The 26,884-nt window shown below is 71.8% G+C and carries 27 protein-coding genes and 1 riboswitch; of the genes, 15 read left to right on the top strand and 12 right to left on the bottom strand.

Annotated features, from left to right (window positions below; translation table 11 throughout):
- Positions 1-384 precede the first annotated feature (384 nt).
- Positions 385-759 (top strand): hypothetical protein, encoded by a 375-nt coding sequence (locus STRTU_RS18200; protein ID WP_159744610.1) that lies wholly within the window; start codon positions 385-387, stop codon positions 757-759.
- Between the two features lie 21 nt (positions 760-780).
- On the opposite strand, the gene STRTU_RS18205 is transcribed toward STRTU_RS18200, so the two are convergent.
- A complete protein-coding gene (locus tag STRTU_RS18205; protein WP_159744611.1) occupies positions 781-1,989 on the bottom strand; it encodes a cobalt-precorrin-5B (C(1))-methyltransferase in 1,209 nt (402 codons plus the stop codon).
- Between the two features lie 17 nt (positions 1,990-2,006).
- Here STRTU_RS18205 and STRTU_RS18210 point away from each other — a divergent pair, with 17 nt between their 5' ends.
- The 3 genes from STRTU_RS18210 (at position 2,007) to STRTU_RS18220 (ending at position 4,131) form a co-directional block, all read left to right on the top strand.
- On the top strand, positions 2,007-2,891 hold the full coding sequence (locus tag STRTU_RS18210; protein WP_159744612.1) for a cobalt-precorrin-6A reductase: 885 nt from the start codon (positions 2,007-2,009) through the stop codon (positions 2,889-2,891).
- Positions 2,892-3,496: 605 nt separating this feature from the next.
- Positions 3,497-3,754: a hypothetical protein gene (locus STRTU_RS18215; RefSeq protein ID WP_159744613.1), complete on the top strand. Its 258-nt coding sequence runs from the start codon at positions 3,497-3,499 to the stop codon at positions 3,752-3,754.
- Complete coding sequence (locus STRTU_RS18220) at positions 3,751-4,131, top strand: PIN domain-containing protein (RefSeq protein ID WP_174878889.1); 381 nt, start codon at positions 3,751-3,753, stop codon at positions 4,129-4,131. Before STRTU_RS18215 ends, STRTU_RS18220 begins: the two co-directional genes overlap by 4 nt.
- Before the next feature lie 97 nt (positions 4,132-4,228).
- Here the strand turns inward: STRTU_RS18220 and STRTU_RS18225 are convergent, their stop codons facing one another.
- From STRTU_RS18225 to STRTU_RS18235, 3 genes are all read right to left on the bottom strand, one after another.
- A complete protein-coding gene (locus STRTU_RS18225) occupies positions 4,229-5,782 on the bottom strand; it encodes a precorrin-2 C(20)-methyltransferase (RefSeq protein ID WP_159744614.1) in 1,554 nt (517 codons plus the stop codon).
- A gap of 2 nt (positions 5,783-5,784) precedes the next feature.
- Positions 5,785-6,465 (bottom strand): precorrin-8X methylmutase, encoded by a 681-nt coding sequence (locus STRTU_RS18230; protein WP_159744615.1) that lies wholly within the window; start codon positions 6,463-6,465, stop codon positions 5,785-5,787.
- A gap of 146 nt (positions 6,466-6,611) precedes the next feature.
- Positions 6,612-8,177 carry a cobalamin biosynthesis protein CobG gene (locus STRTU_RS18235; RefSeq protein WP_371873619.1) on the bottom strand — a complete coding sequence of 522 codons (1,566 nt, stop codon included), beginning with the start codon at positions 8,175-8,177 and terminating at the stop codon, positions 6,612-6,614.
- Positions 8,178-8,326: 149 nt separating this feature from the next.
- Positions 8,327-8,488, top strand: a riboswitch (cobalamin riboswitch).
- A 34-nt stretch (positions 8,489-8,522) separates the two neighbouring features.
- Here STRTU_RS18235 and cobN point away from each other — a divergent pair.
- Positions 8,523-12,134: a cobaltochelatase subunit CobN gene (gene cobN / locus STRTU_RS18240; protein ID WP_159744616.1), complete on the top strand. Its 3,612-nt coding sequence runs from the start codon at positions 8,523-8,525 to the stop codon at positions 12,132-12,134.
- 119 nt (positions 12,135-12,253) lie between these two features.
- Here the strand turns inward: cobN and STRTU_RS18245 are convergent, their stop codons facing one another.
- Complete coding sequence (locus STRTU_RS18245; protein ID WP_159744617.1) at positions 12,254-12,985, bottom strand: DUF4097 family beta strand repeat-containing protein; 732 nt, start codon at positions 12,983-12,985, stop codon at positions 12,254-12,256.
- Positions 12,986-13,205: 220 nt separating this feature from the next.
- Between STRTU_RS18245 and STRTU_RS18250 the strand changes: the two genes are divergently transcribed.
- Positions 13,206-13,478, top strand: coding sequence for a DUF1876 domain-containing protein (locus STRTU_RS18250; RefSeq protein WP_174878890.1), 273 nt, complete (start codon positions 13,206-13,208; stop codon positions 13,476-13,478).
- A 381-nt stretch (positions 13,479-13,859) separates the two neighbouring features.
- Positions 13,860-14,387, top strand: coding sequence for a CGNR zinc finger domain-containing protein (locus STRTU_RS18255; protein WP_159744618.1), 528 nt, complete (start codon positions 13,860-13,862; stop codon positions 14,385-14,387).
- Between the two features lie 84 nt (positions 14,388-14,471).
- On the opposite strand, the gene STRTU_RS18260 is transcribed toward STRTU_RS18255, so the two are convergent.
- The 4 genes from STRTU_RS18260 to STRTU_RS18275 form a co-directional block, all read right to left on the bottom strand.
- Positions 14,472-15,800: an LCP family protein gene (locus STRTU_RS18260; protein ID WP_159747044.1), complete on the bottom strand. Its 1,329-nt coding sequence runs from the start codon at positions 15,798-15,800 to the stop codon at positions 14,472-14,474.
- 303 nt (positions 15,801-16,103) lie between these two features.
- Complete coding sequence (locus tag STRTU_RS18265; RefSeq protein ID WP_159744619.1) at positions 16,104-16,295, bottom strand: hypothetical protein; 192 nt, start codon at positions 16,293-16,295, stop codon at positions 16,104-16,106.
- 195 nt (positions 16,296-16,490) lie between these two features.
- Positions 16,491-17,456: a M56 family metallopeptidase gene (locus STRTU_RS18270; protein WP_159744620.1), complete on the bottom strand. Its 966-nt coding sequence runs from the start codon at positions 17,454-17,456 to the stop codon at positions 16,491-16,493.
- 3 nt (positions 17,457-17,459) lie between these two features.
- On the bottom strand, positions 17,460-17,840 hold the full coding sequence (locus tag STRTU_RS18275) for a BlaI/MecI/CopY family transcriptional regulator (protein ID WP_159747045.1): 381 nt from the start codon (positions 17,838-17,840) through the stop codon (positions 17,460-17,462).
- 307 nt (positions 17,841-18,147) lie between these two features.
- Here STRTU_RS18275 and STRTU_RS18280 point away from each other — a divergent pair, with 307 nt between their 5' ends.
- From STRTU_RS18280 to STRTU_RS18300, 5 genes are all read left to right on the top strand, one after another.
- Positions 18,148-18,723: a TerD family protein gene (locus tag STRTU_RS18280; RefSeq protein ID WP_159744621.1), complete on the top strand. Its 576-nt coding sequence runs from the start codon at positions 18,148-18,150 to the stop codon at positions 18,721-18,723.
- Between the two features lie 277 nt (positions 18,724-19,000).
- Complete coding sequence (locus STRTU_RS18285) at positions 19,001-19,231, top strand: hypothetical protein (RefSeq protein ID WP_246240707.1); 231 nt, start codon at positions 19,001-19,003, stop codon at positions 19,229-19,231.
- Positions 19,228-20,223, top strand: coding sequence for an acyl-CoA desaturase (locus STRTU_RS18290; RefSeq protein ID WP_159744623.1), 996 nt, complete (start codon positions 19,228-19,230; stop codon positions 20,221-20,223). The genes STRTU_RS18285 and STRTU_RS18290 overlap by 4 nt, the downstream gene beginning before the upstream one ends.
- Complete coding sequence (locus STRTU_RS18295; protein WP_159744624.1) at positions 20,220-20,651, top strand: DUF5994 family protein; 432 nt, start codon at positions 20,220-20,222, stop codon at positions 20,649-20,651. The genes STRTU_RS18290 and STRTU_RS18295 overlap by 4 nt, the downstream gene beginning before the upstream one ends.
- Positions 20,652-21,052: 401 nt before the next feature.
- Positions 21,053-21,601: a DUF6344 domain-containing protein gene (locus tag STRTU_RS18300; RefSeq protein ID WP_159744625.1), complete on the top strand. Its 549-nt coding sequence runs from the start codon at positions 21,053-21,055 to the stop codon at positions 21,599-21,601.
- Positions 21,602-22,715: 1,114 nt separating this feature from the next.
- On the opposite strand, the gene STRTU_RS18305 is transcribed toward STRTU_RS18300, so the two are convergent.
- Both STRTU_RS18305 and STRTU_RS18310 read right to left on the bottom strand, forming a co-directional pair.
- Positions 22,716-22,898, bottom strand: a complete 183-nt coding sequence (locus tag STRTU_RS18305) for a DUF5708 family protein (RefSeq protein WP_159744626.1) — start codon at positions 22,896-22,898, stop codon at positions 22,716-22,718.
- A gap of 208 nt (positions 22,899-23,106) precedes the next feature.
- Positions 23,107-24,303: a sensor histidine kinase gene (locus STRTU_RS18310; protein WP_218039311.1), complete on the bottom strand. Its 1,197-nt coding sequence runs from the start codon at positions 24,301-24,303 to the stop codon at positions 23,107-23,109.
- Positions 24,304-24,510: 207 nt separating this feature from the next.
- Between STRTU_RS18310 and STRTU_RS18315 the strand changes: the two genes are divergently transcribed.
- The 3 genes from STRTU_RS18315 to STRTU_RS18325 all read left to right on the top strand — a co-directional run bounded on the left by STRTU_RS18315 (position 24,511) and on the right by STRTU_RS18325 (position 26,212).
- Positions 24,511-24,876, top strand: a complete 366-nt coding sequence (locus tag STRTU_RS18315; RefSeq protein WP_159744627.1) for a hypothetical protein — start codon at positions 24,511-24,513, stop codon at positions 24,874-24,876.
- Positions 24,877-25,041: 165 nt separating this feature from the next.
- Positions 25,042-25,659 carry a LysM peptidoglycan-binding domain-containing protein gene (locus STRTU_RS18320; protein WP_159744628.1) on the top strand — a complete coding sequence of 206 codons (618 nt, stop codon included), beginning with the start codon at positions 25,042-25,044 and terminating at the stop codon, positions 25,657-25,659.
- Between the two features lie 175 nt (positions 25,660-25,834).
- The gene (locus STRTU_RS18325) at positions 25,835-26,212 is read left to right on the top strand and encodes a hypothetical protein (RefSeq protein ID WP_159747047.1); all 378 of its coding nucleotides are present in this window, start codon (positions 25,835-25,837) and stop codon (positions 26,210-26,212) included.
- A gap of 246 nt (positions 26,213-26,458) precedes the next feature.
- Here STRTU_RS18325 and STRTU_RS18330 read toward each other — a convergent pair whose 3' ends face one another.
- A complete protein-coding gene (locus tag STRTU_RS18330; protein WP_167539171.1) occupies positions 26,459-26,869 on the bottom strand; it encodes a hypothetical protein in 411 nt (136 codons plus the stop codon).
- Positions 26,870-26,884: the final 15 nt, after the last annotated feature.

Raw genomic sequence — 26,884 nt, forward strand, 5'->3', positions numbered from 1 at the left:
GACCGTCATGCCCCCTTGGGTGCCTTGCGGAAATAAGCAGACGAGGTTCGCCGAGTACCCGTAGTCGAGCGGGATGAAGGGAGATGTCTGTATTTTCCGCGTAACGCGGGCTATGGATTTGTGCAGGATCCTGAAGTGCCCGCCGGCTGCCGATAAAGGAGAAATTCGCGCGCCGCTCCGCGCGGCCGGACACGGCTGTCCCGCACCGGAAGGCAGTGCTTTTGCTGCCAGCGGCCCCCACCGCACCGCCTGCCCGTAGACCCTTCGGGGACCGTCCGTATGACCGTGCAACCGCATCGGGGTGAATGTCCGTTACTCGGCTCCTGGGGGCCGGTAAGGAAGCTGCGACACCCAAGGGGGGCCGAAGCAAAGGAGTACGCCACGATGCGTACCAGACTGGCCGCCGGCGTCGTCGGTGCCGCAGCCCTGCTGACGCTCTTCGGCGGCACCGTCGCCGCGGCCGACAGCACGGACCATGTCACACAGGCCAAGGACACCCCGGGGCAGGCGCGCGACAGCTCGCCGTGGATGCACGACAGCCCGCTCCGGATGAACGACCGGCCGGGCCGGACGCACGACCGACGCGAAGACCGCTACGACCGCCGGGAGCGCCGCTACGAGCGCCCCGGACGGTTCCGCGACAACCCGCTGCGGCTGACCACCTGTGCCCTCGGCACCGCGCTGGGATCGATCACCGGCAACAGGGAAGACTGCCTGCCCGAGCGGTACGGCCGCACCTTCCGCACCTTCCGGAACTGACGGCGGTCAGGGGGAAGCCCTTCACCCCTGGGGGCTTCCCTGCCCGGCGTCCCCCGGACCCCGCGGCTCCGCCCGCCCCACCACCATCCCAGCCCGGTCGATGCAGATGACATCGACCGCGACCGGCGCGCCGCGCAGCACCGCCAGCGACTCGTCCCGCGCCGTCGCCGCCACCAGATCCCCCAGCGGGACACCGGCCGCGCTGCACAACTGGAGCGCCGCCAGGCCCGTATTGGCCTCCGCGACCGCCCCCGCCAGCGCCTCGTCCGCACCGCCCCGCCGGGCGAGCTCCGCCAGGAACCCCTTGTCCACCTGGGACCGCGCCGAGTGCAGATCCAGATGCCCGGCCGCGAGCTTGGACAGCTTGGCGAACCCGCCGCAGATGGTGAGCCGCTCCACCGGATGACGCCGGATGTACTTCAGCACCGCCCCCGCGAAGTCGCCCATGTCCAGCAGCGCGTCCTCGGGCAGATGGTGCAGGGCGACGGCCACCTTCTCCGACGTCGACCCCGTACACCCCGCCACATGCCGCCGGCCGGCCGCCCGCGCCACGTCGACTCCCCGCCGGATGGAGTCGATCCACGCCGAGCAGGAGTACGGCACCACGATCCCGGTGGTCCCCAGGATCGACAGCCCGCCCAGGATTCCCAGCCGCGGATTCCAGGTGCTCCGGGCGATCTCCTCCCCGTGATCGACCGAGATCTCCACCTCGACGTCGGCCGTCGCGCCCGCACCGCCGCCGTACCGCGCCGCGACCTGCGCCAGATGCTCCCGCATCAGCTGCCGCGGTACGGGATTGATCGCCGGCTCCCCGACGTCCAGCGGCAGTCCGGGCCGGGTCACGGTCCCGACCCCCGGTCCGGCCTTGAACACGACCCCCGACCCGGCCGGCAGCGCCCGCACGGTGGCCCGGACGAGCGCCCCGTGCGTCACATCCGGATCGTCGCCCGCATCCTTCACCACACCCGCCATGGCGGCCGTCCGCCCCGGCGCCAGCTCCTCCACCGCCAGCGCGAAGGACGGCGTCTGCCCCTTCGGCAGCGTGATCGTCACCGGATCGGGGAACTCGCCGCTCAGCAGCGCCGTGTACGCGGCCGTGCTCGCCGCCGTCGCACAGGCACCGGTCGTCCAGCCGGACCGCAGCCCGGTATGCGCGAGCTGCGCACTACGCCCGCCCGCGGCCTTGCCCGTACCCTGCGGCCCCGTACCCTGCGGTTGCGCTTCAGCCACGGAGGAACCCACATCCCATGCCCGACACAGCCCGCCCGCCACGCCATGTACTGATCCTCGGCGGCACTACGGAGGCCCGGCGGTTGGCGGCGGGGCTGGCGGCGGGCTTGGCGCGGGAGCCGGTGGTGGGGGAGCCGGTTGCGGGGGCGGAGTCCGTGCTGGGGCGGGAGCCCGCCGCGGCCCCGGCCCCGGTACCCGCCCTCCGCGTGACGTCCTCGCTGGCCGGCCGGGTCGCCGCGCCACGGCTGCCCGCCGGGGAGGTGCGCATCGGCGGGTTCGGTGGCCCCGAGGGCCTCGCCCGCTGGCTGCGCGAGCACGCGGTGGACGCGCTCATCGACGCCACCCATCCTTTCGCCGACACGATCAGTCACAACGCGGCCCTGGCCGCCGCCACCGCCCATGTTCCCCTGCTCGCCCTCCGCCGGCCCGGCTGGGTGCCGGAACCCGGCGACGACTGGCACCAGGTCACCTCCCTGGACGAGGCCGCCGCCGCCCTCCCGGCGCTCGGCTCCCGCATCTTCCTCACCACCGGCCGCATGGGCCTCTCCCACTTCGCCCACCTCGCCGACCTCTGGTTCCTCGTCCGCTCCGTCGACGCCCCCGAGGCGCCGCACCCGCCCCGTATGGAGGTGCTGCTCGACCGGGGCCCCTTCACGGTGGAGGGCGAGCGGGCGCTGCTGCGGGACCACCGCATCGACGTCGTCGTCACGAAGGACAGCGGGGCGGCCGCGACCGCCGCCAAGCTGACGGCGGCACGGGAGGCCGGGGTGCCGGTGGTGGTCGTACGGCGCCCGCCGGTGCCGGACGGGGTGCCGGTGGCGGCGAATCCGGACGCGGCGGTGCACTGGCTCCGTCGTATTCTCAGCGCGGCCGATTCACCTGATTCACCCGATTCACACTGAGGCGATTGGCTTCCCGGACCCTTTCCACTAATTCTTCCCGCCGCCTCGCGGATTCCTCCTTCTCCACCTCCTCGTCGGCGTCCCGGGCGGCAGAGGAACGGGCCGTCTCCTCACTCACGGGGCGCACTTCCCCACCACCGGCGCGAGCCGTCGCGCCGCCCGCGACGTCCATCGCCCGAGGTCCCCCACCGACCGCGACAAGCCCCCCACCACCAACACCCTGCCCCGTTCCGGCGATGGCAAGGCGACCCCCGCCCCCTTCGGCGCCGCCCCTAGCTCATCCCACGCCTGCGCGGCATCCCTGCCCCTCCCGGCCCCCGGAGTGCACTCCGCCATTCCCATTCCTCTTCTCCATTCGAGTCCTGACTGGTCTGTCAATGCCCTTGCCCAGTACGGGAGTTGTCACTCCGGACCGCTCTCAAAAGGGGAGTTGGCGGGGTCGTCGGGAGGGGCGACGGGGGGCGGATAATGCCTCGAAAAGAATTCCGAGGGGGCGAGGGGTGGGGCCCGCTGGGGCTGCTGGGAGGGCGGGCGGCTCGGCTGAGGCGGAGCGGTAGGGTACGGGTACGTACCCGTACCCTGGTTGCGTAGGGAGGAGCACCACGATGTCGGATGCGAATGTCCGTATCCCGGAGGAAGCCAAGGACCGGCTCGCTGCGATCGCGGCCGCCGAGGGGCTGTCGCTGCGGGCCTATCTGGCGCGCCTGGCGGAGACCATGCTGACTCCGGCCGAACGTACCGAGCGTGCGGAGAAGGCTCTTGCGGCACTGAAGAAGTGGAACGGGTACGCCCCGACCGCGGCACAGCAGCAGGACCTGGACAGTGAGCTCGACCGGCGGCTGGCGCAGGTGACGGGCCGGTGAGCGACCCTCTGCACATCGTCTTGGACGACACCGCGATGACCGCGGCAGGCCAGGGGAACGTCCTGGCCTCCCGCCTCATCCACCGTGCCCACGCAGAGTCCGGCTGGTACCTGTACGCGCCGACGTGCGCGCTCGTCGAAGCCGACCGCGCACGGCCCGGCACGGCCGAGCACCTTGCCGCCCTGCCCGGCATCACCGTCCTGGACCTGGATCTGCCCGCTGCATTGGCCATAGCGGGACAGGGGACGTGGGCCGCAGCCCACAGCCACTACGCAGCTCAGCCCACGCCCGACCGTCCCGACGGAGCGATCGTCGCCACCACCGCTCCGGAGCGCTGGCGCGGCGAACCGGTCCGCATCCTGGATCTCACCGGCTGACCGCGCCGTTACGAGGTGCCCGCCGGGTGGGGGCCCTGCCCCGCCGGGCCGGAGCCCTGCCTGGCCGGGCGGAGCCCTACCCGCCCGGCCGGAAGCCTCACCCCTCCGGATACCTCCGCGGCGTCCACACGACCTCGGTGCCGTCGTCGCGCCGGACCGCCTGCGTCTGGGACGACCCGACGATCAGCAGCGTCCGCATATCGACCTGGTGCGGGTCGAGGTCGGCCAGGTGGACCGTGCGGACGGATTCCTCGGGGCCGCCGATGTCGCGGGCGAGGATGACGGGGGTGTCGGGGGCGCGGTGTTCCAGGAGGAGTTCGCGGGCCTTGCCGACCTGCCAGGTGCGGCTGCGGGAGCCGGGGTTGTAGAGGGCGAGGGCCAGGTCGGCGCCTGCCGCGGCATGCAGGCGTTCGGCGATGACCTCCCAGGGCTTGAGGCGGTCGGAGAGCGAGATGACCGCGTAGTCGTGGCCGAGGGGGGCGCCGGCGCGGGCGGCGGCGGCGTTGGCGGCGGTGACCCCTGGGAGGACCCGTACGGGGATGGCCCGGTAGGGCGCCTGGCAGGCCACCTCCAGGACGGCGGTCGCCATCGCGAAGACGCCCGGGTCGCCACCGGAGACCACGGCCACCCGGCGGCCGCGCCGGGCCAGGTCGAGGGCGAGCTCGGCGCGTTCGGACTCGACCTTGTTGTCGGAGGCGTGGCGGCGCTGGCCGGGGCGCAGCGGGACGCGGTCCAGGTAGGTGGTGTAGCCGACGAGGTCTTCGGCGGCGGCCAGGGCGCCACGGGATTCGGGCGTCAGCCAGAGGGGGCCGGCCGGGCCGGTACCGACGACTACGACCTCGCCGGGGGGCGCGGGGAACACGGGGGACGCGGGGGAGGCGGGGGAGGCGGGGGAGGCGGCCGTCGCCGGTGGGAGGTCCGCGATGCGGCTCGGTACGACGCTGACGGAGAAGTAGGGGACCGTCTCCGCGTCGATGTCCGCGAGCCGCTCCGTGCGTTCGCCGGACATCGTCGCGCGCTCGACGTAGTGGGCCTCCGGGAGGCGGCCCGAGCGCTCCATGGCGCGGCGGACGGTGGGGAAGGTGCGTCCCAGCTTCATGACGACGGCGGTGTCGGTGGAGGCCAGACGGGCGGTCAGTTCCTCCTCCGGGAGCGTGCCGGGGAGGATCGTCAGGACCTCGTCGGCCTCGGCGAGCGGTTTGCCCAGGCGGGCCGCCGCGGCACTGACGGAGGTGACGCCGGGGATGACCTCGGTCGGGTAGCGATGGGCCAGCCGCTTGTGCATGTGCTGGTAGGAGCCGTAGAAGAGCGGGTCGCCCTCGGAGATGACGGCGACGGTGCGGCCGGCGTCGAGGTGCGCGGCGAGGCGGGCCGCCGCGGTCTCGTAGAACTCGTCCAGTGCGCCCCGGTAGCCGCCGGGGTGGTCGGTCGACTCGGTGGTGACCGGGTAGATCAGCGCTTCCTCGATGTGGTCGGCGCGGAGGTGCCCGGCGGCGATGGAGCGCGCGATGGAGCGTCCGTGCCGGGCGCTGTGGTAGGCGATGACGTCGGCTTCGGCGATGACCTCGACCGCCCGGACCGTCATGAGGGACGGGTCGCCGGGGCCCAGGCCCACACCGTAGAGGCGACCGGTCAGCTGCTGCTCGCTCACGCTTACTCTTCCTCGCTTGCCAGGGCGTTGATCGCGGCGGCGGCCATGGCGCTGCCGCCCCGGCGCCCGCGCACGACGATGTGGTCCAGCTGTGACGGGTGGTCGATCAGCGCGTCCTTCGACTCCGCGGCGCCGATGAAGCCGACGGGTATGCCGATGACGGCGGCGGGGCGGGGCGCGCCTTCCTGGATCATTTCGAGGAACCGGAAGAGGGCGGTGGGGGCGTTGCCGAACGCGACCACGGCGCCTTCCATCCGGTCCCGCCACAGCTCCAGGGCGGCGGCGCTGCGGGTCGTCCCCATCCGGGCGGCCAGGTCCGGCACCGACGGATCGGCGAGGGTGCACAGCACCTCGTTGTCGGCCGGCAGCCGCTTCCGGGTGACGCCGCTGGCCACCATGTTGGCGTCGCAGAGGATCGGTGCCCCGGCGCGCAGCGCCTCGCGGGCGCGGGCCACCACCTGGGGGGTGAAGGCCAGATCCCGTACCAGGTCGACCATGCCGCAGGCGTGGATCATCCGGACCGCGACCCGGCTGACATCGGCGGGCAGGCCGGCGAGGTCCGCCTCGGCGCGGATGGTGGCAAAGGACTGGCGGTAAATCGCCGCACCGTCCTTCTCGTAGTCGAACGCGGTCACTATGGCCTCGGGGTTGTCGGGGACGGGGCGGTTCTGGGGGTGGTTCATGGGGTGGGGCGTGGTGCTGGAGGGCCGGGGTGGTTCATGTGGTGGTGCATGGTGCTGCGGATCGGGGTGGTTCATGTCGTGGTGCGTGGGGCTGCGGATCGGGGCGGTTCATGTCGTGGTGCGTGGGGCTGCGAGGCGGATGTGCTTCATGAGGCGCGGGATGTGGCTGTGGCGGGTGTTGCCGGTGCGGGCGGCGCGGCGGGTGGGCTCTCCGGCCGTACGACCGATACCCGGTAGCCGTCCGCTGTCGCCAGCACATCGACCCAGGCGCCGTGCGGGTGGCCACAGCGGCGCTCGCAGCCGGACCAGTAGACGGGGAGGTGACGGAGGGCGGGCTTGTCCGGCCTCGGTGCGCCGGGGGCGAGGCTCGGGACGCCCTCGCCGGGGACGGGGGCGGGGTCCGGGACCGGGACGGGGTCGTCGTCGGGGTCGGGTATGCCGTCGGGGCCGGGCACCGGGACCGGGCCGTCGACAGGGACGGCCACGGGTACGGGGGTGCCCGCCCTGACCGAGGCCGTCGCGTCGGCCCGCACGTCGGTACGGGACTTGGCGCAGCCGGGGCGGCCGGTGCAGGCGCCGATGCGGTGCCAGGGGGAGTCCGGGTCGGTGATCAGCCCGGCGTCGGACAGTTCACGCAGGCGGGCGTCGGCCGTATCGGCGGACAGCCCCGGGATGACGATGCCGCGCCAAGGCGTGAGGCGCAGCGCACCCACACCGTCCGCGTCGGCGACGCCGGTCAGCAGCCGCCACTGGGCAACCGACAGCCGCCCCAACTGCGCAAGAACGGACAGCGCACGCTCGCCGTCGGCGCCCTCGATGACACCGGGGGCGGAGGAGTCGGCGTAGGGCGCGGGGGCGGTGTACGGCGCGGAGGCCGTCGCCACCTGCGCCGCCTCGCCCGCGGCCCCAGCCACATACGCGGTCCCAGCCACATACGCGGCCCCCATGCCCGCCGCGTGCAGTCGCTCCGCGACGACCCGGGCCGTCAGGCCATACCCGTCGGGGAGTTCACGTACCCGCCAGGCGCCGCTGCCGCTCGCCTCGGCGGCCGCCAGGAAGGCCTCGGCTGCGGCGAGCGCTGCGCGCGGGACGTCCGGCCCGGCAATCCGCAGCGCCGCCGGATCGTCGCCGACCCGCAGCAGGGCGCTGCCCCCGGCCCCGTCCGGGCACCCGGAGCCCGACAGCCCCCAGCCCCCCTCTGCGACCAAGCTCACATCGCCCCCGAGCGTCGCCACATCGCCCCGCCCGTCGTCCAGGACGAAGAGGAAGCGGCCCGAGAGGGCGGTCGCGGAGTTGCTTGCGCAGAGCAGTTGGTCCAGGGCACGGGCCCACAACCGCACGTCAGCGGGGGTGTGTCGGTCCAGTCCGGCCAGGGGGGAAGCGAGGATGTTGCGGATGCGTTCGTGGCGCTCGGAGGGGAGCAGACCGGCGTCGCGCAGCAGGGCGGCGAGCTGGGCGCCGCAGCCGTCCGGGAGGCCGCGGAGTTCCGCGTTGCCGCGGGAGGTGAGCGAGAGATGGCCGTCGCCGAGCCGGTCCGCGGCATCGGCCAGCGCCTCCGCCTGACGCACCGTCAAGTCCCCGGCGGGCAGCCGCACTCGGGCGAGGTGGCCGTCCGCGGCGGAGTGCAGCCGCAGCGCTCCCGGGCAGGCGTCACCGCGGTCCCGTATGGGCGGTTCGGTCCCGTGGGGCCGTGGTGAGGGGGAGGGCGGCATGGGCGCGAGCATACCCACGGGGGCGGGTGGGTCATCCGGGCCGGATCCGGCCACCGTCCCGGCCCGGATCCGGGCACGGAGGCGTGCGCCCCCGTCCCGCTGCGGCCGGTCCGGAGGCCCGCTTACCTTGCCCGGCCGCAGGCCCTTACTATGCAGGTCGGTGGGTCGGCTGGCCCACCGGACGCCAGCGACGGCGCAGGGTCTTAGGGCCCCAGGGAGGAAGCCCGGTGCGAATCCGGCGCGGTCCCGCCACTGTGAACCCGGCAGCTGCCGGGTGAGCCAGGAACTCCCGCCGTCCATACGACCACCCGGGGCGCGGATACCCCGAGGAAGGCCTGCGCTCCCATGCTTCTGCTGCTGTCGACCTCCGATACCGACCTGCTCAGCGCCCGCGCGGCCACGGGCCCCGTGCCGTACCGGCTCGCCAACCCCGCCCGTCTCGACGTCGCCGAACTCCCCGCGCTGCTGGAGGGCACCGACCTCGTCGTCGTCCGCCTCCTCGGCGGCATCCGCGCCTGGGAAGAGGGCCTGGAGGTGCTGCTGGCCGAGGACCAGCACCGGCCGGTCGTCGTGCTCACCGGTGAACAGGCCCCCGACGCCCAGCTCATGGAGCAGTCGACCGTCCCGGTCGGCATCGCGGCCGAGGCGCACGCCTATCTCGCGCACGGCGGTCCCGCCAACCTCGACCAGCTCGCCCGCTTCCTCTCCGACACGGTGCTGCTGACCGGCCATGGCTTCGAGCCGCCGGAGCCCGCCCCCTCCTGGGGCCCGCTGGACTGGACCGGCCGCAACGAGAGCGGCCCGCTGGTCGCCGTGCTCTACTACCGCGCCCACCACATGAGCGGCAACACCGCCTTCGTACGGACCCTGTGCGAGCAGATCGAGGCGGCGGGCGGACGCGCCCGGCCGCTGTTCGTCGCCTCCCTCCGCGCCCCCGAGCCGGAGTTGATCGAGGCGCTGGGCAGCGCCGACGCCCTGGTCACCACGGTCCTCGCGGCGGGCGGCAGCAAGCCCGCCGAGGCCTCCGCCGGCGGTGACGACGAGTCCTGGGACGCGGGCGCGCTGGCCGCACTGGACGTGCCGATCCTGCAGGCCCTGTGCCTGACCGGGCCGCGCAGCGCCTGGGAGGAGAACGACGAGGGGCTGTCGCCGCTGGACGCCGCCTCGCAGATCGCGGTCCCCGAGTTCGACGGCCGGCTGATCACCGTCCCGTTCTCCTTCAAGGAGGTCGACGAGGATGGTCTGCCGGTCTACGTGGCCGACCCCGAGCGCGCCGCACGGGTCGCCGGGATCGCCGTCCGGCACGCCCGGCTGCGCCACATCCCGGCCGCGGAGAAGCGCCTCGCGCTGGTGCTGTCCGCCTACCCGACCAAGCACTCCCGTATCGGCAACGCGGTCGGCCTGGACACCCCGGCCAGCGCCGTGGCCCTGCTGCGCCGTCTCCGGGCGGACGGTTACGACTTCGGAGACGAGACCGCCGAGCCGGTCCCGGGCCTGGAGTCCGGCGACGGTGACGAGCTGATCTACGCCCTCATCGAGGCCGGCGGCCACGACCAGGAGTGGCTCACCGAGGAACAGCTCGCCCGCAACCCGGTCCGTATCCCGGCCGCCGACTACAAGCGCTGGTACGCCACGCTGCCGCAGGAACTCCGGGACTCCGTCGAGGAGCACTGGGGGCCGCCGCCCGGCGAGATGTTCGTCGACCGCAGCCGGAACCCCGACGGCGACATCGTGCTGGCCGCGCTGCGCCGCGGCAATCTCCTGATCCTCATCCAGCCGCCGCGCGGCTTCGGTGAGAACCCGATCGCGATCTACCACGACCCCGATCTGCCGCCCTCGCACCACTACTTGGCGGCCTACCGCTGGATCGCGGCCTCCGCCGCCGACGGCGGTTTCGGCGCGGACGCCATGGTCCACCTGGGCAAGCACGGCAACCTGGAGTGGCTGCCCGGCAAGAACGCGGGCCTGTCCGCGGCCTGTGGCCCGGACGCCGCCCTCGGTGACCTGCCGCTCATCTACCCCTTCCTGGTCAACGACCCCGGCGAGGGCACCCAGGCCAAGCGCCGGGTCCACGCCACCCTCGTCGACCACCTCGTCCCGCCGATGGCCCGCGCCGAGTCCTACGGCGATATCGCGCGCCTGGAGCAGCTGCTCGACGAGTACGCGGCGATCTCCGCCATGGACCCGGCCAAGCTGCCCGCGATCCGCGCCCAGATCTGGACGCTGATCCAGGCCGCCAAGCTCGACCACGACCTGGGTCTGGACGAACGCCCGGACGACGACGGTTTCGACGACTTCCTGCTGCATGTCGACGGCTGGCTGTGCGAGGTCAAGGACGCCCAGATCCGCGACGGACTGCATGTGCTGGGCGGCGCGCCGGCCGGCGAGGCACGGGTCAACCTCGTGCTCTCCATCCTGCGCGCCCGTCAGATCTGGGGCGGCACCTCCGCCCTGCCCGGTCTGCGTGAGGCGCTCGGGCTGGACGAGTCCGCGGCGACCCGGACGACCGCCGACGAGGCCGAGGCCACGGCCCGCGCCCTGGTCCAGGCGATGGAGGACGCGGACTGGGACCCGGCGGCGGTGGCCAAGACCGCCGAGGGGCACCCGGCCGCGGTCGCCGACATCCTCGACTTCGCCGCCCGTCAGGTCGTGCCGCGCCTCGCCGCCACCACGGACGAGATCGACCACGCCGTGCACGCCCTCAACGGCGGCTTCGTCCCGGCCGGTCCCTCCGGCTCCCCGCTCCGCGGCCTGGTCAACGTGCTGCCGACGGGCCGGAACTTCTACTCCGTCGACCCCAAGGCCGTGCCCTCCCGCCTCGCCTGGGAGACCGGCCAGGCCCTCGCCGACTCCCTGCTGGCGCGCTACCGCGACGACAACGGCGACTGGCCGCAGTCGGTCGGTCTGTCGCTGTGGGGCACCAGCGCGATGCGGACGTCCGGTGACGATGTGGCCGAGGCACTGGCGCTGCTGGGTGTCCGCCCCGTATGGGACGACGCCTCGCGCCGGGTCAACGGGCTGGAGCCGATCCCCCTCGCCGAGCTCGGCCGCCCCCGTGTCGATGTCACCCTGCGCATCTCCGGCTTCTTCCGGGACGCCTTCCCGCACGTCATCGGCCTGCTCGACGACGCCGTACGGCTCGCCGCCGGACTGGACGAGCCGGCCGAGGAGAACTACGTCCGCGCCCACACCCAGGCCGACCTCGCCGACCACGGCGACGAGCGCCGCGCCACCACGCGCATCTTCGGCTCCCGCCCGGGGACGTACGGTGCGGGCCTGCTCCAGCTGATCGACTCCCGCGACTGGCGCACCGACGCCGACCTCGCCGAGGTCTACACCGTCTGGGGCGGCTACGCCTACGGCCGCGGTCTCGAAGGCCGCCCGGCCCGGGACGAGATGGAGACCGCCTACAAGCGCATCGCGGTCGCCGCCAAGAACACCGACACCCGCGAGCACGACATCGCGGACTCCGACGACTACTTCCAGTACCACGGCGGCATGGTCGCCACCGTCAAGGCGCTCAAGGGCAAGGCCCCCGAGGCGTACATCGGTGACTCCACCCGCCCGGAGACGGTCCGCACCCGCACCCTGGTGGAGGAGACCTCCCGGGTCTTCCGCGCCCGGGTCGTCAACCCCCGCTGGATCGAGGCGATGCGCCGCCACGGTTACAAGGGCGCCTTTGAACTCGCCGCCACCGTGGACTACTTGTTCGGCTACGACGCCACCACGGGTGTGGTCGCCGACTGGATGTACGACAAGCTCGCCCAGACCTACGTCCTGGACCCCGAGAACCGGGCCTTCCTGGAGGAGGCCAACCCCTGGGCCCTGCACGGGATCGCCGAACGTCTTCTGGAGGCGGAATCCCGCGGCATGTGGGAGAAGCCGGACACCGAGACGCTGGCGGCGCTGCGGCAGGCTTTCCTGGAGACCGAAGGGGAGCTGGAGGGCGAGGACTGACCCGTCGCGGGGCGGGCCGGCCGTGGCCCGCCCCGGCCGAGGCTCGGCCGCTGACCGGGGAGGCGGCCGGCCGTCGGACCGGGGTGGTGGCCGGCCGTCGCACCTGGCCGCCGGCTCCGTCAGGCGGCGTTTGCGGTGATGTCGCCGTTGCTGGTGGACAGCTCCAGGCGGAAGCGCGCCGCCGGGTCCTGGGCGATGCCTATGTGCTCCTCCCCGTTGCCGGTGTCGGCGTCGACGCGGTACGCGCCCTTGGGCAGCTTCAGTGTGATGGCGCCGTTGGACGTCTTCGCCCGGACGTTCTGTGCGGTGGCGGGGGTGAGGTCGATCGCCCCGTTGGAGGTCTCGGCCGCGATCTTCGCGCCCGACAGACCGCGTCCGGTGATCCGGCCGTTGGTGGTCCGGGCATCGACCGCGCCGGTCACCCCGTCCAGCTGGATGTCCCCTGAGCTGGTCGTCATCTTCACCGGGCCCACCTTGGCCAGCTCCACCGCCCCGGACGAGGTCTCGCCGCTCACCGGGACGCCGGCCGGCAGCTCGATCGTGTAGTCCACGGTGCAGTTACTGCCGCAGCCGGAGAGCACCAGCACACCGTCCTTGACGCGGTGGGTGGCGCCCCGGGGCCGGTCACCGTGGTACGAGACCGCGCGGTGGACCGATACCGCGCCGCCGTCCTTTCCGCCATGCACCGTGAGGCCGCCCGAGCCGCTGTCCAGCCGCACGGACGTGATCTTCTTCGAGACCGTGGCATCGTCCTGGAAGGTCTTCCCGGGCAGCAGTCCACAGGAACTGAGGGCGCACGCCCCGATGCCGGTTAACGCGACGACGCCGATGAAGTGGACCCGCATACGCATGAATTCCCCCGGAAAAGGTCGGTAGTTGGCGGGGTGAGGGCCCATGCCCCGCCGGCTCCCCCCGCTATGACGAGGCTATGGCGGCGATCACGGCCGCACCATGAGGAAAACCCCCGGATCAGGGTGTGGTGATCCCCAGGTGCGGCCCGCGGACGCCGGTGCGAGGATTTTCGTGGGGGAGGTTCCTGTGCTGCTCATGGGGTGGACGAGGAGGCTTCCGGTGACTGCCACGAAGACATGGAACGCCGAGATCAGCATCACCGAGACCGACAGCGAGGTCCGGGCCGAGGCCAGGCTGCGTGGCAAGGAGGGCGGGCAGATGGTCGGCCAGGGAGCGGCCCGCTGCAATCCCGCCGATCAGAACGTCCCGGCCATCGGCGACGAGCTGGCGGTGGCGCGGGCGATGTCCGACCTCAGCCATCAGCTGCTCCAGCGCGCCGCGCACGACATCGAGGTGCACACGGCCCGGCCGGTGGAACGCCTGCGCGCCTGAGGCCGCCGACGCACCGGACGCCGTCTGGCGTCCCGTCGGCATGCCGTGACGCACCCGGTGACGCACCCCCTGCCGGCAGCGCCTGAGCCCGCCGCTCGTGTAATGGTTGAATGTATTTGACCCATGACCGCACGCTGGCGGACATGGCACGACTCCCAGATGTGCAGTGTGAACCGTGGTGGTGTCCCGAATGCGGCCTCTCCTCCGAATCCTGCCGACCGATATCGGAACACTTCACGTCCGAGGGAATGGTGCGGTACCTGTGGTGCCACACCCGTGGATGGCTCATCGCCCGCTCGGACATCGAGCTGATCCGGGTGAGCCCGGGGGAAGAGCGCCACACCGCGGACGGTGGGGTTCCGTAACGCCCGAGAAGGTCACGTGAAGCAGAACGACTACGGCCGTCTCGGGGCCGTGCTGTCGGCCGATCTGATAAACCTGCCCGAGATGAGCGCGGCAAGTGTGCAGAGCCTGCTGGAGGCACACCAGATACGTCGCCCGGCAGTCGTCGACGCCGACGTGGACGGCTTCCGCGGCTGGCGGGATCAACTGGCCCGCGTCTTCGGTTCCACGGATGCCGACGAGCAGTGCTCGGCCGTGAACGCCCTGCTGGTGGCGGCGACCCTGCGCCCCTGGGTGACCACCCATGACGGCCTCCAGCCCCACCTCCACTTCGTACCGGACTCGGCCGACGTGTTGTCCAGGGTCAAGGCGGTCACCGCCGGTGGCCTCGCCTTCGTCCTGTGTTGGGAAGGGGGAGCACGGCTCGGACGGTGCCTGCGCGCCGAGTGCGCCCGCGCCTATGTGGACACGTCCAGGAACGGGCGGCGGCGGTACTGCACGGCACGCTGCGGGAACACCGAAGCGGTGATGCGCCACCGCTCCCGGCAGCCGGGCGGCAGGCGTTAGCGGTGGAGGACGTCCGCGCGGCAGGTGATGAGGAAGGCCCCAGTCGGTCTCCCTCATCACCTGCCCGCCGCGAAGCCCGTCTCCCTAGGGCTTGTCCGCCGCGAAGTCCGGCCCGACCGTCAGCGTCAGCGCGCCCGGTGCCGCGTCGGCCGACTCCGTCGCCTTGGTGCCGGGGAGGCGGCCGGTGAGCACGGCGCTCTGTGCCTTGAGCGCGGCCGGGTAGGTGAGCGTGGTCTTGTCCGCCGCCGGGGAGTTGCCGGTGGCGATGACCGAGAAGCCGAGCTTGCGCAGCTGCTCGGCGACGGCCGCCGCCCGGCCCGGGACGCCGGTCCCGTTGAGCACCCGGACCCGCACGGAACGGGCGGTCACCGGGTTCTTGGCGTCCTCGGCGAACTTCTTCTTCGCGGCGGCGCCGACCTCCCGGTCGTGCGCGAGATCGCTGAACAGCCCGCCGGCCTGTGGGTACTGCCACACGACATTGGCCTTGTCGGTGGGGACGTCGGCCTCGCGCGAGTAGTTGGGGACGGTCAGGAAGGTGAGGCGCTTGCTGGGGACTTCCTGGACGGTCGCGGCCAGGTCGTACAGCGGTTTGATCCCGGCCAGGGATTTGTCGGTGGTGATGGACTTGGTGGCCGACTCCAGGAAGTCGTATAGCTCACCGGGGCTGGTGAGCTTCGACTGGGCCTTCTCGGACAGCGCCTTCATGAACTCCTGCTGGCGGCCGATCCGGCCGAGGTCGGAGCCGTCGCCGACGCTGTAACGGGTGCGGACGTAGCCGAGCGCCTTCTCGTCCCGGACGGTCTGGCAGCCCGCTTCCATGTCGAGGTGGGCCTTCTTGTCGTGGATGGCGTACTTGGGGCAGACCTCTATGCCGCCCAGCGCGTTGACCATCCCCTTGAAGCCCTGGAAGTCGACCGAGGTGAAGTGGTCGATACGCAGCCCGGTGTTCTTCTCGACGGTCTTGATGGTGCAGGCCGCGGCCTTGCGGATGTCGCCGGAGTCACCGCCGATCGAGAACGCTTCGTTGATCTTGAAGTGGTGCGGTGACGATTTCGAGCCGTTGCCGCGGACGCAGGCGGGGATCTGCACCCAGGAGTCCCGGGGGAAGGACACCGCGGTGGCCCACTTACGGTTGGCGGCGATATGCAGCACCATCAGCGTGTCCGACTGCATGGTCGTCAGGTTCTTGCCGTATTTGGCGTTGGCGCCGGCACGGCTGTCGGAGCCGACGACCAGGACATTCTTGGAGCCGGGGCTGAGGTTGGCCGGGCGGTCGCCGTCGAGGCCGATGTCCACGCCGCGGATGTTGCCGTCCAGCTTCTGGTAGACCCACGCACCGACGCCGGCCGTGGCGAGCAGCAGGACGCCGAGCACGCCGCCGGTCCAGGCGACGATGCGGCCCCGGCGGGTCATCCGCAGCGCGCCCGTCCCGCCTGCCCTACGGGAGCCCTCCCCGCGGCGACGGCCGGATCCGGAGGGTTTACGGCGCGAGCCGCTGCCGGACGTGCCGGATGCGCCGTCGGCGCCCCGTCGGGCCGTCTGCTGGTGCGTCTGCCTGTCATGCACGCCGGTGGCCCTTCTGGTCCCTCTGGTCCTTCTGATGCTGGTGATGCGGGCGGTGCGATACGGGCGAGGAGGTGACCCCGGCCCCGGCCCCGGACTCGCACCCGGCCGCAGCGGCCGGTGTGACCGGCGGCCTCGGCAGGGCGCGCCGGGTCAGATACCGGCACTCGGCAGCAGCAGGATGGACTCGGGGTCGTAACGCCGCCACTGCGGACAAGCGCCGGGCAGGGTGCGCAGCCGGCACCACAGCTCGCCCGCGGCGTCCGTCCACCAGGCGCTGATCCGGCCCAACGTCCATCTGCCGTCCGGGTATTGGACCTCCACCGGCTGATAGACCCATCGCACCTCCGCTTCTGGAGGCGGGCAGTCCCAGGTCAGGAGTCCACACCTCGTCGCCATCTCCCCCTCCGGCCACGCCTGTTGTACATGTGCGCGCACTCTACCGGCACGTTTTACAGCGTCGTAGAAGTTGTCTGTTGTGGAGCGTGCGCGGCCCGGTGGGCCGTGTCCGGCCCGGGGAGGTCAGGGATCAGTGTGCACTCAGAGCGGCGTTGCCGCCTTCAGAACGACGAGCAGCGCAACCGCTGCGTTGAGCGCGGAGAGTGCGGAGGCGGCCGTGCCCGCCGCGGCGACCAGCGCCGCCAGGCCCGCCGGGGTCAGCGCCGGCGGCCACGGGCGGACCGGCGGCACGGGGGCGAGCAGCGCCGCCACCCGGCGTGGCACCGGCCCCGGTTCGGGCGAGGCGAACTGCGCCATCCCCTTGGCCGGCGCGGGCCGTCCGACCAGCGCCGCCCGGCCCACGGCGCGGGCGGTCAGCCGCCGGTCGCCGACCGCCCGCGCCGCCTCCTCGTCCGCCCAGCGCTCGGTGGCGAAGGCGACCGCGGAACGCAGCGGCAGCAGCAGCGGGTTGACGCAGCCGGCCAGGCGTACGACGAGCAGCGAGCGGTGATGACGGCAGCTCAGATGTGCCCGCTCATGGGCGAACAGGGCGCGCCGCTCATCCCCGTCCAGGCTGCGCAGCATGCCGCGGGAGACCGCGATCCGGCCGGGCCGGGCCCGGCGTCCGGGACGGGCGGGGGTGCCGGGCACGGCGTAGGCGTACGGCTCGTCGTCCGGCAGCACCGCGGGATCGGCGCCCGCCGGCAGTGCCTCCAGCGCACGGTGGGCGCGGGTCCGGACCCGGCCGTACCGGCGCAGCGCGGTGCCGCAGACGGTGAGCGCCGCGGCCAGCGCCGGGATGGCGGCGGCACCGGCGACCTCGGCATACGGGACGGCGGCCCGCACCTGGGGGTCCGACCAGCCGTCGGGCAGCGGATTGCCGGGCAGTTGGGCGGTGCCGACGACCATCAGCAGTACGAGGCAGAGGGTGCTGCACAGGCCGAGGACCGCGGCGAGCAGGGTCAGCAGCCGGGTGGTGGTGCGCGGGTGGAGGTGCTGTTCCGCGAGCCGGGCGATCGGCAGCGCGGTGAGCGGCAGGACCAGCGGCAGGAACACGAAGACGCCCACCGGTCAGCCTCCGCGTGCTTCGTCCGAGGGGTCGTCCGCCGCGGCGGGGTCCTCGGCCGTGGCACGGTCGAGGAGCGTGCGCAGCAGCTGCTCGTCCTGTGCGGAGAGCGCGGAGACAAAGCTGGTCAGTACGGCGTCCCGGTCCGGTTCGCCGTCCAGTACGCGGCGCATCCGCAGCGCCGCCAGACCGGCCTCGTCGGCGGCCGGGATCCAGACATAGGCGCGGCCGGACCGCTCACGGGTGACGGCCTGCTTGGCGTGCAGCCGGGACAGGATGGTCATCACGGTTGTGTACGCGAGGTCGCCGCCGAGCCGCTCCTGTACCCAGGCGGCGGTGGCCGGGCCCGCCGCCTCGTGTAGCGCGGCCAGCACCTGGGCCTCCAGCTGGCCCTGTCCGCGGCGGCGGGTGCGCGCCCGTCCGGAGCCGCCGTATCCCCCCGCTCCAGGGGTTCCGCTGTCGCCCGGCGCCTTCCCGAAGGGTCTGCCGAAGGACTTCCCGCCCACTGTCGTCGCCTCCCGTCGCACCGGGTGCCCCGTCGGCCGGGACGTCCCGGCATCTTACTGAGTGGCCGAATCCGGACGGTGGTTCGTCCAGCCCGGAGTCCATGCCGTCGATACCCGCCGCCATACTTCTACACTCCTGTAGATTTTGAGGCTCACCCGGAACGCAGGCAACACCTGGAGGGAAGCCATGGGAGTCTCGCTGGGCAAGGGCGGCAACGTCTCCTTGTCGAAGGAAGCACCCGGACTGACCGCGGTCACCGTCGGCCTCGGCTGGGACGTCCGCACGACCACGGGCACGGACTACGACCTGGACGCCAGCGCGCTGCTGTGCACCGAGGCGGGCAAGGTCGCCTCGGACGCGCACTTCGTCTTCTACAACAACCTCACCAGCCCCGACGGCTCGGTGCAGCACACCGGCGACAACCTGACCGGCGAGGGCGAGGGGGACGATGAGTCCATCGACGTCACGCTGTCGGGAGTGCCCGCCGAGATCGCAAAGATCGTCTTTCCGGTCTCCATTCATGAGGCGGAGAGCCGGGGGCAGAGTTTCGGCCAGGTCCGCAATGCGTTCATCCGCGTCGTCAACCAGGCGGACGGGGCGGAGCTGGCGCGTTACGACCTGAGCGAGGACGCCTCGGCCGAGACCGCGATGGTCTTCGGCGAGCTCTACCGGCACGGCGCGGAGTGGAAGTTCCGTGCGGTGGGCCAGGGCTATGCGTCCGGGCTGGCCGGCATCGCGGCGGACTTCGGCGTCAACGTCTGAGACGCGCCCTTCGGGCGGGGGAGGGCGGCCGCCTCGGCGCCGCCGCCCCTCTCCGGCTCCCTTGCCGGGCCGCCCGTCGCATGGCCATGACGAGGGGGCGTCTACAACCTTGTAGAACGTGCCTGGCCGTGGCTCTCTCGACGCGGAGCACCCTGCTATCACCGGCTATAAGGGGATTTGCCGGGCCGGTGCGGGGTACCGTGAAGACACCAAGGGACTCGGGGACCACAACACCGGACGCGTCGCAGCTGCGGCCCGTCCGAGTGAGGTGAGGACCATGCAGACTCTGTGGACCGTGGTCGTGCTGCTGGCGCTGGTGGCGCTGGGGGCCCTCTTCATCGCCCGGGTCAATGCCCAGGGGACCGGGCGGATGCCCACCCACCGGTACGCGGACTGGAAGCAGTCCGTACGGCAGCGGATGCACAAGCGGCCGCATGACGAGGCCGGCTCCGAAACACCGGTGGCCGGCCCACCGCCGCCCTCCGGCAAGGCGGGAAACGACCTGTGACGTCCACCGCCCGCAGCGGCCGCACCGCCCCGTCGGCCCACGACTACGACGGGAGTTCCCCCTTCCCTGACGGCGGCACCGAATCCCCGCCGAGCAGCGGTCGGCGGATGTATGTCACCGTGACCGGCATCATCGTCGTCGCCCCGTTCGTCGGCCTGGCCGTCGGGATCCCCCTCCTCTGGGGCAGCGTCGTCCACCTCACCGACCTCGTCCTGCTGGCCGTCTTCTACGTCATCAGCGGTCTGGGCGTCACCATCGGCTTCCACCGCGGCCTCACCCACGGCAGCTATACGGCCGCCCCCGCCCTGCGTATTGCGCTCGCCGTCGCCGGCTCGCTCAGCTTCCAGGGCGATGTCATCGACTGGGTCGCCACGCACCGCCGCCACCACGCCTATACCGATCGCCCCGGCGATCCGCACTCGCCCTACCGCTACGGCACCAGCCTGCGCGGTCAGTTGCGCGGTCTGGTCCACTCGCACATCGGCTGGCTGTTCGGCGACGACCCCACCTCGCACCGCCGCTTCGCGCCCGATCTGCTCGCCGACCCGGGGATCCGCGCGGTGGACCGGGCCTTTCCCCTGCTGTGTCTGCTCACGCTCGGCCTGCCGTTCGCGCTGGGCTGGGCGCTCGGCGGCTCCTGGGTCACCGCGCTGACCGCTCTGCTGTGGGCGGGGTTCATCCGTATCGCGCTGCTGCACCACGTCACCTGGAGCGTCAATTCGCTCTGCCATGTCATCGGCGAGCGGCCGTTCCGCACCCGGCGCCATGACCGGGCGACCAATCTGTGGCCGCTGGCCCTGCTGTCGTTCGGCGAGAGCTGGCACAACCTGCACCACGCCGACCCGACCTGCGCCCGGCACGGGGTCGACCGTGGCCAGCTCGATATATCCGCCGCCGTCATCCGGCTCTTCGAGCGCCTCGGCTGGGTCCGGGATGTGCGCTGGCCCGACCCCGACCGGGTGGCGGCCCGCCGCCTCAGGAGCACCGCATGACCACCGCCGGGGACCCACCCCATCCCGCCGACACCCCGCACCACGCGCCACCCCCCGTTGCCCGCCTGACCATCGCCCCCCACACCGATACGACCAGGCGCCTGGACGGTCTCTGGTGGCCGCACTCGACCGATCTGCTGACCGAACTCCCGGAGCTGCTGACCGCGTTGCCCTTCGACTGGCCCCGGATCACCCATGCCACCGTCAACGGCGCGGCCTGGTGCGCCCTCCCCTCCCACACGCTCGTCGCCGGCCATGTCGTCCGCCTCCGCAGAACCACCGGCCGCCCCGGCCCGGACACCATTTGCTTGGTCTCCGCCGGCAACGGCCGCTGGGACCTGCTGATCATCCCGCCCAGCACTCCCGAGCCCGAGGCCGTCCGCATGATGGCGGAGATGGCCCGCACGGGGGAGCCGACCCCCGCCTGAGCGAGGAGGTACGGCGAGCGCGCAACCGCCCCGCGACTCGCCAACTCACCCTGATCTGGGGCTGTTTCACGTGAAACCGCCATGGTCGGCCGAGGTGTACGGCGCGACCGCGCGCGAGAGTGCCGTTCGCGCGGGCGAGAACACCGTTCGCCCTCCGGCTGTCGTCCCCTGACGGTCTCGGCTACTGCGTACGGGTGGTGTTCATCAGAAGAACGCCGCTCCGGGGGCGTCGGTCCGTGAATCCGCCCATTACGTACTCATCATAAGAAAACGCAACAGAAGCGACGCCATCCAAGTGGTGCACCGGGAAGCGGCGCAGCTGAAGCGAAGCAACAGAGGAAGCGCAACAGAAGTAGACGCAACGGATCTCTCGGGGAGATCCCGATCGAAAGTGAGGGGCCATGGCTGCGACCAAGGTCATGAAGTTCTGGGCGGTGTGCCTTGTCGTGCTCGGCAAGCTGCTGGCATCGCTGGGTGTCTCCGCGGCGGCGTCGGCCGCGCGCCGGGACGCGGCACTGTACGAGCGGACCCTGGGCAACGGGAACGCGGGCGGCAAGACCTCGGGCGGCGACGTCCCGGAGGCGGAACGCGACGCCGTGCCGGAGCCTCATCCGGAACGGCGGACCCATGCCGTACCCGCGCCGCGCACCGTACCGCTGTACGGCCAAGCCGGTCCCGCCCGGCGGGGGTTCGCCCGCCCGGAGCTGCCGCCGACGATCAAGCAGCGCATCAGAGCCGAAGCGCATGGCACCTCGCCGGGCATGCGCAGCCGTCTCGCCTCCGGTACCGAGTCGCTGACGTCCGCTGAGCACACCGCCCCGGCCGGGACCACGCCGGACGCCGACCGTGCCACCGCGGACGCGCGCTCCACGGACGCATGCTCTGCGGACGCACGCTCCGCCGTCATCCCGGCGGCCCGCAACCGTGCGCACACCGCTCGCTTCGTCTGAGTCGTCGAAACCGAGCGGCAGTGCATGCCGAGGTGAGCCATGCGGCAGCGCATGGAGACCGCGTGGCAGCACGGAGAGACAGCGGCACGGAGAGATGAGCCATCGCAGCGGCATGCAGCGGTGCTTCACCAGAAACTGACGTAGCGACAGAGGCCAGAGGCCAGCGGCCAGAGGCCGAGCAGAAGTCGACACGTTCCACGTGAAACGTACGCAGGGGCGAACGACCTGAAGGCGCCGGGGCGGACGACGACCCGTAGAAACGGGCGACCCGGCACAGCGAGAGCCGCAGCGAGAGCAGCGGTGCCAGCCTGAGATGTGACAGCCCGAGACATCGCACGACCACAGACCTGAACCACCCCTCATCCCCCCCGGAGTTCTACCGCTCCGCCCCCGACCGGGCCCCCGGCCCTCGGGTGCGCCCGCAGCGGTGAGCCGGGGTGGCCGCGGGCCGGGCGGCGCCGCCCATGCCCCGATACGTACCTCCGCGAGCCCGTGATGTGTCTCCGGGCAGCGGTGTCACGCCGATGAGTGCCCCTGCGGGCCCCGGCGACCGTGCGGTACATCTGCACCGGGTGACCCGCTTTTCGGTGCGGTTCGCCCGGCCCTTACGGCTGGTGTCCGCATAGCGCATCCCGTCTAAATGCCCTCGGTGTGCCCGGCCAAGGCCGGTGGAAGAATCCGCATATTGGTCGACTTCCTCTTGACTGCTTGGTAATGTCCGAGCACTTATTGTGACTCGGCGATATGAAGCAGCCGCCCGGGGTCATCCACCGTTCGAAAACCGGGGGTGGAGCACGGTAAGCGTATTCCCAGTGGGCGGGTGCTCACGATCCTGGCGGAACGTCTCGGGGCCGAGGTGGCGGAGATATCGGGAGCCGCAGCGCCTTCCGAAAGCACCGGACCGGTCCGCCGGATACTTCCGCTATTCCGCAGATCTCTTCCGGCGGGCCCAGGCATACCGGCACGCGGAGCGGGCCCGGGAACGGCTGATGGAGCTCATCGAAAAGCGGGTCTGACGCCCTCCGGGCCAACGGCGCCGCCGCGCGGAATCTTTCCGTATTCCGCGCCTCGCCGCCCCCGCCTTCCTGCCTCCACGCCATATGCGGCAGCCGCGCTATTTCTTTGCCTTCTTCTTTCCGATCCCCAGCAGGGCGAACAATGCCTCGGCGGCGCCGACGATCGCCAGTATCAGCCCGGCCTTGTGGAGCGAGATGACCGATGACTCCACTTCCTCCGTGGTCAGCCAGAGGGCCAGACCTGCAATCGCCAGGACAACGCCTAAGCCAATACCCTTCATGTGTTTCCCTCGTCCCGTGTGATGGTGTCGAACTCCTTGCAGGGACCAGGATTCCGCCCGTCCGGCACATTCGGATCATCCGCAGGTAGGCACTTTCCGCCCGTCATCTGTCACTTTCTATGTACTCCCGGCCCGGGGCAGGGGCGGCTAGAGGACGAATAGGAGAGGCCGGGAGAAAATCAGGGGCCGGTCGGGGCCGCTCCACCAGCTAGGGGTCCTGGGACAGCGGAAGCACCGCCCGCACCCGCCACCGACCCGGGGCGCGGGCGTCGGGGCCCGCGTCGAAAGTGCCGCCGACCAGGGCGGCCCGTTCGGACATCCCGGCGAGCCCGGCGCCCGCACCGGTCGTCAGCCGCGCCACGGGGCGCTGCCGGGCGCGGCCGTCGGGGCGGGCCAGTGGGCTGTCGACCGAGATGGTCAGCTGCTCGGGGCCGGTCTCGCAGTGGATCCGCACCTGCCCCGCCGACGCGTGCTTGAGGACATTGGTCAGCGCCTCCTGGACGATCCGGTACGCCGTCACCTCGATCACCGACGACACTTCGGGGAAGGTCTCGGGGATGTCGGTGTGCAGGGTCAGGGCCGCCGCGTCGGCGGCCGGGCGGGCCTGTTCGACCAGCGCCGCCAGCGCGTTCAGCTGCGGCCGGTCCCAGTCGTCGGCCTCCCCCCGGTCTGACCGCAACAGCACCACCATGCGGCGCATTTCGGCCAGTCCCTGGACGCTGTTCTCCCGGATCACCGAGAGCGCCTCCCGCACCGGATCGTCGGCGGCCGTACCGTCCTTCTCCCGCTGAGCCTCGGTCAGGGAGAGCACGGCGCTGGAGTGAATGGCGATCGCACTGAGATGGTTGGCCACCAGATCGTGCAGCTCACGAGCCATACGGGTGCGCTCGGTCTGCAGCACGGTCTTGCGGTCCAGCTCCGCCAGCCGGTCGATCTGGGCGGCCCGCTGCCGCTCGGCATCTGCCCGCTCCTTGTGGTTCCGGATCAGCACCGCGGTCCATACGGGAGAGACGAGCACCAGCGCGACGAGGACACCGACCGTCACGCCCTCGGAGCGGTCGCGGATGAGGACCAGGACGACGGTGGTCGCCAGGGTGGCCGCGATGGTGCCGAACTGGAGGACCTGGCACAGCCATGGGGCGCCGTACAGGGCGGCGGCATACAGCAGGTCCGTATAGACGAGGAGAGGGACGAGGAGGGGGCCCAGGCCACCCCCGGCGGCTATCTGCACGCCGACGGTGAGCGTGCCGACGGCGACCGCGGTCAGCGGCATGGTGCTGCGGAAGGCCGTCGCGCCGCACAGCACGAGCACCGGCAGCACGGCCTGCCAGGCGGGGAGATTGCCGCCCATGACCCGTGGCCCGCCCAGGACGTAGAGGATCAGACAGCCGGCGAGGAAGCCCACTGCCAGTCTCAGGTCACGGAGCGGCAAGGGGAGGCCGCGCACAGGTGTATTGGTGAAGGGACGGAACCACACACCAGGACAGTACGACGGCGTATCACCTGTCCTCCTGGCCCTGCGCCCGAATTCGGGCCGGTCCGCCGTACATCGAAGTATGTAGCCGCACATCGGCAGGAGGGATGACCCGAAGGCTCCGGGGGACTGCATGCTTTGGGCTGTCCCGTGCTGCGCGGCCTGGTGCGCTGTCCGGGACTCAACGGCTATTCCCGGGGCACCCTCGACGGCGCGGCCCGCCGTCGGCTGCGCCCCGCCGCCGCACGCGACCGCCTCGTCACCCGTTTCTGGGTACGTAAGGATGCCGCCCTACAGGCGGTCGGCTGTGGACTGTCCCTCGCGCCGGAGCGTATCGAGGCGGGGTTCCACGGCGACCACGGAACGGTCCGCGTCCCGGGTTTCCACGGCGCCGAAGTCCTGTTCTCGGGACGGAACTTCGCGTTCTCCGCCGCGTATGAGTGCGCCGTCGCCGTCCCGGAATCCCTCGCGCTCACCCCGTCTTTCTCTTATTCGGCCGGGTAATTGCCGTTTCCCGCAGGAATTCTGGGGCCAGCCGGGTGAAACCTCCGCATGTCGCGGGTCCCGGACACGGCAAAAACCATATTGCCGGGTTAGTTGGTGCGTGCCCACCGGTCGTGGCGAGTACCGCGTCACGGCGTTGCCGGAGCACTGCGGAGGATTGCCGTCATGCCGTCGCCCCTCGCCAAACGGTCCGTCGAAACGCTCCTGTCCGTGCTGCTGGTCGTGCTGAGTGTGCTGGGCGGCGCGGGGGCCGCGGCGGCCGCCCCGCCGGGGGGCCCGGCACCGGACTGGGAGCGCATCGCCGCCTGCGAGAGCAACGGCCGCTGGCACATCAACACCGGTAACGGCTACCACGGCGGACTGCAGATCGACCCCGCCACCTGGCGCGCTTACGGAGGCCGTCGCTACGCGCCGCGCGCCGACCTCGCCACCCGCGACGAGCAGATCGCCATCGGCGAGCGCATCGTCCGCGACCGCGGGCTGTCCGCCTGGCCCAACTGCGCCCGGACCACCGACAACGGCGACAGCAGCTCCCGTGCCATGGAGCAGACCCCGTCGGCCGATCCGGCACCGCAAGCGGCACCCCGCACCCGCAGCCTCACCTCTCACGGCCGCACCACCGCCCGCACCTATGTGGTGCAGCCCGGCGACTGCCTCTCCGTCATCGCGGAACGCCACCACACCCCGGGCGGCACCAAGGCCCTGTACGACCTGAACAAGCACTCTCTCGACCAGGGACCGGACCACATCTACCCGGGGCAGCGGCTGCGACTGCGGTCCTGAGGGGGCGGCGCCGGACTGACTCCGCTGTCGGGGGGTGCTCCGGAGGGCCGTCACGGTGAATTCGCTGATCGGTGCGGGTGAATGCGCGGGACGGGCCGTTGCTCAGGCTTGGTGGATGGGGGCGTGGCCGGTAGCAAGACCGCGGGGTACCAACCGCGAGGTGCAGGAGCACACAGTGAAAAACATGGCACGCATCAACATTGTGGTGGCAGGGGCTTGCGGTTTGCTCCTGGCCGTCGGAGGGGCGTCGCCCGCACAGGCATGGGACGGGCCGTTCGACGGGGACGGTGTGTGGAACAGCGACACGATTGCCAGCTTCCACGCCGGATTCAGCTGCCGTAACCGGGCCCGAATCTGCATCAACGGCCCGCTGAACAGCGGAAACGTCCGGAACTCGCAGAACGTGCACCTGTCCGGGAACAACACGGACAGCGGCAGCCCGACCAACGTCAACGGCAACACCAACGACGATGCCGGTGGCACGACCGGAGCCGAGAACAAGACCAGCAACGACTTCCAGCACATCGGCCGTAACGGTTCGCAGAGGCTGTGACCCGATCCCGATCCCGATCCTGATCCGGTCCTGATCCGGTCCTGATCCCGATCCGGTCCTGATCCCGACCCATCTCTCCGGCCCCGGTGTACTCCGGGGCCGGAGGCATGTCCGGGCCGGGGCGCCGCATGGTTTCGGGCACACGACAAGCGCCCGGCGGGATCCGCCGGGCGCTCGGGGAAGGGCTGCCGAAGAGGGGCGCGGGCCGTAGCCGTATCAGGGGTCGGGCCTTGTATCAGGGGCCGCTCAGTGGAGGAGACGTCCCAGGATGTGCTGCACGCTGTTGCTGCTCCCAGAGGAGGCACCGGTCGCGGAGTTGCCGCTGTTGGTCGACCCGTTGGTGTTGGCGATGTTGCCGCTGTTGTTCGGGTTGCCGTGGTTGTTGAAGTTGCCGCTGTTCATGCTGTTTCCGCTGTGTACCGCGCCGTTGATGCAGGGGTGCGGCGACCTGAAGACCGGTGACTTGTAGTTGAAGTCGGCCAGGCGGTTGTTGCAGACCACCCCGGAGACCATGCCGGCCACCGTGCCGACATCGGCACCCACGGCGGCCGCGAGCAGGGAATCGCTCGGGATCACCTGGGCCTGGGCGATGCCGCTGCCGAGCAGCACCAGCCCGCACGCCCCGACGATGCTGCCCGCCTGCGCAATTCTTCTCACGTCGCTCCTCGCCTC

This window comes from Streptomyces tubercidicus (assembly GCF_027497495.1).
GTDB classification, from domain to species: Bacteria; Actinomycetota; Actinomycetes; order Streptomycetales; family Streptomycetaceae; genus Streptomyces; species Streptomyces tubercidicus.